1 pseudogene is annotated in these 3,144 nt (G+C 76.4%); it reads right to left on the reverse strand.

Annotated features, from left to right (window positions below):
* A pseudogene (locus JHAT_RS34895) lies at window positions 1–3,144 on the reverse strand (hypothetical protein); the annotation flags it as partial.

Genomic DNA, 3,144 nt, shown 5'->3' on the forward strand with positions numbered 1-3,144 from the left:
CCCCTGCGCGTGCACCTGCTCCGCCGTCAGCCACACCCCCGCCTCGCCCGGCAGGGTCCGCGCGGCCTTGGTCACGTACGGGCCGCCGCCGGTGACCTTGACCTCGGCGACCATGGTGACCAGCAGGTCGCACCGGACCAGGTGGAGCGGGGCCTTGCGCGGGGTGTGGGCGTTGCGCTCCACCGTGCCGGACACGGTGAGGGCCTCGGCGCTGCTCTCCCCCTTGGTACGGGTCACGGCCACCCCCTGGCCGGTGCGCCACGCGGCACCGTTCTCCAGGCCCGACACCGCGCCCTGGTAGGTGGTGGTGCTGCCCCGCCCCTCCTGACCGCCGGCCTGGTGGCCGCCGAGCAGGAAGGTCTCCGTGCCGGGCCCCGAACCCTCGTGCACCACCCGCGGGTTGACCAGTGTCAGCCGCATGCCGACCGCCCCGTCCAGGGCGGCCAGCCGGCGCGGGTACCGCAGGTCCTTGACCACCCAGCCCGAGGACGCCGCCTGGCGCAGGGCCCCGGTGAGGGCGCCGGGGGAGAGCCGTTCCTCCAGGGCCTGCCGGGGGGCGAGCCCCTCGGTCTGCAGGGCCCGGTCCTCGCGCACCCCCTTGTCCCGGGCCGCCGCCCTGGCCAGCAGGTCGAAGGCGAGGGCGCGGATCGGTTCACCGGAGCCGACGGTCTCCACCAGCGTCCAGTTCCGCAGCACCCGGCCGCTCGCCGGACGGGGCGTCAGCCCGGCCAGGTCCCCGATGCCGGCGGCCTCCACCGCCCACTCGGGGCGGCGGGCCCGCGCGCCGCGCGCCGCCGTCGCCGCGTCGAGGTGCCGCTTCTCGTCCCCGTCCAGGGTGAACGCCGTCGGCGTGAGCAGACGTACGTCCTGCCTCTCCGTGGGCAGGTCGCCGATGTGCTGGACCTCGGGCACGTCGCGCCCGTAGGAGCCGGGCAGGACCGTGCGCCGGGCCTTGCGCTGCCGGTGCGTCATGGTCACCCGGACGTCGAGGTCCAGCGGTGCCGAGAAGACGCTCGCGTCCTCGGAGCCGTTGGTGAGGACGTCGCTGCGGGTGGTGGGCCCCGCCTGGTTGCGGCGGCTGGTGACGTGGTGGCGGTCCCGGCGGGCCGAGGCCGTCAGGACGCCGGGAACGATCCGCACCTGGCCGACCGCCGACCAGCCGACCGACCGGGAACTGCCGCGTCCGCTCTGGAGGCTGCTGGTGACGCCGGAGTGGCTGCGCACCAGCCAGTTGCCGATGTCGCCCTCGTACGCGGTCGCACCGAGCGTGCCGGTGACGCGGATCGTCACGTCGTGGGCGTGCATGCGGCTCTTGCGGCGCAGCCGCACCGGCACACCGGTGGACAGCAACTGGTCCTTGTTCGCCTTCAGGTTGGTCTCCGACAGCCGGGTGACCAGCTCCCGGTAGTTGTGCCGCTGGGCCTCGGCCTCCTCCGGGGGGACGGCGAGCTTCCTCTCCCGGTCGCCGAAGGGCGGCAGGTAGCCCTCCAGCCGGGGGTCGGTGGCGAACATCGCCTCGATGGACGCGATCACCCCGCTGGTGTCCAGCCGGTCGAGGGCGACGCTGGCACCCGTCGCGCCGAAGGGGAGGTGGCGTTCGACGTCCTGCTCCGCGCCGTCGGCTCCCGTCCGCTTCGGCCGGGTGACCAGCGGCTCCGCCGTCACCCCCGGGGGCAGCGGCAGGCCCATGTCCTGTGCCTCGTCCGCGCGCAGCGTCATCCACATCGTCATCGTGTGGTGCGCCACCCGGGAGGCCCGTCCCGTCAGCGCCTGGGCCGAACCGGACCCCGTGCCCTCCACGGTGAGGTCCACGGTGGCCAGGTAGAGCACCTTGTCCCCCCGGACCTCCGCGCCCACCCGCCGGGCCGTCGTCTGGTCGTACTGGGTGAAGCGGGCCTTGCGCGCGGCGGCGGTGGGCATGACGCCGGCCCGGGCGACGGCGGCGTTCGCCACCACGCCGGCACCGGCGGCCGGGCCCAGGCCGGCCGCGCCGGCCCGCCCCCTGCTCGTGGCGCCGGCGGCCGTGTGCTGCGCGTGGGCGTGGGTGCGCAGCTGGGTCGTGCCCGCGCCCCAGGCGGGGGTCAGGCCGGTGATCGCGGCCCGCATGCGGTACGCGCCCGCGATGTGGGGGTCCGTGTCGGTCAGGTCCTCGCTGACGACGCCGCCGGCCAGCAGCCGGGGCATGTCCTCCAGCACGGTGGTGGTGGACGTCGCCCGGTACAGCAGGGCCCGCCCGGGGGTGCCGGGCGCGGTGAGCCGGGGCGGCAGGACGGAGGCGACCGCGTCGAACAGTCCGCCGCCGCCCGCGTGCGGCCCCGCGGCCCCGTCGGTGACCGCCACCGGGGCCAGCGAGCCGGCCTGGCGCAGGCGCTTCGCCCACGCGGGGTCGTCGGTGCGCCGCGGCGGCCGGGGCCCCGAACCGCCGGACGGCACCAGGCTCTCGGTGGGCACCCGCATGGTCAGCGTGCCGGCGCCGTACACGGTCGGCGCGTCCGCCCCGTCCCGCTGCTGGATCCGGACGCCGTAGCGCACCCGTCTCGGCACCTCGACCGACCCCGAGTCGCTGCGCAGCACGCGCGGTTCGGCGACGCTCTTCTGGCCGCGCACCTCCCGGGAGGACTGCCAGGGCTGGGCCTGCGCCATGCCGACGGCGCCGAAGTAGAACCCCGGCACGACGGGCACCAGCCCGAACGCGGTCCCGCCCACTCCGTAACTCGTCGCGCTGCCGGAGCCGGAGCCCACCGTGCCGACGCTGGTGTGGTGGACGTCGACCTTGGTGGCCTCGTCCTTGGCCTGCGCGAGGGCGGGCGGCTCGATCTCCACGGGCCGTTCGTCCGGGGCGGCGGAGAGGGTGACGGTCACGTCGCACCAGCCCCCGGCCCCCTCGACGGCGAAGGCGCGGCCCTGCCCGAAGAACGTCTCGGGTCTCCCGGCCAGTTCCGTCGCGATCTCGGCGACCGTGCCGTCGTCGCGCCCGACGGCGGCGGCCACGGTGGTGCGGACGAACTCGTGCCCGGTGAGCCCGTACGTGGAGGACAGCCCCGGGGCCTGCAGGTCCAGCAGGTACGGGGGGAGGGTGAGGCCGCTCTCGGGGGCCTCCCGCACGGTGTCCAGGGCCGGCCCGCCCGGCGTGGCCCGGCCGCC

It is taken from the genome of Streptomyces sp. JHA26, from assembly GCF_002005565.1.
GTDB lineage: Bacteria > Actinomycetota > Actinomycetes > Streptomycetales > Streptomycetaceae > Streptomyces.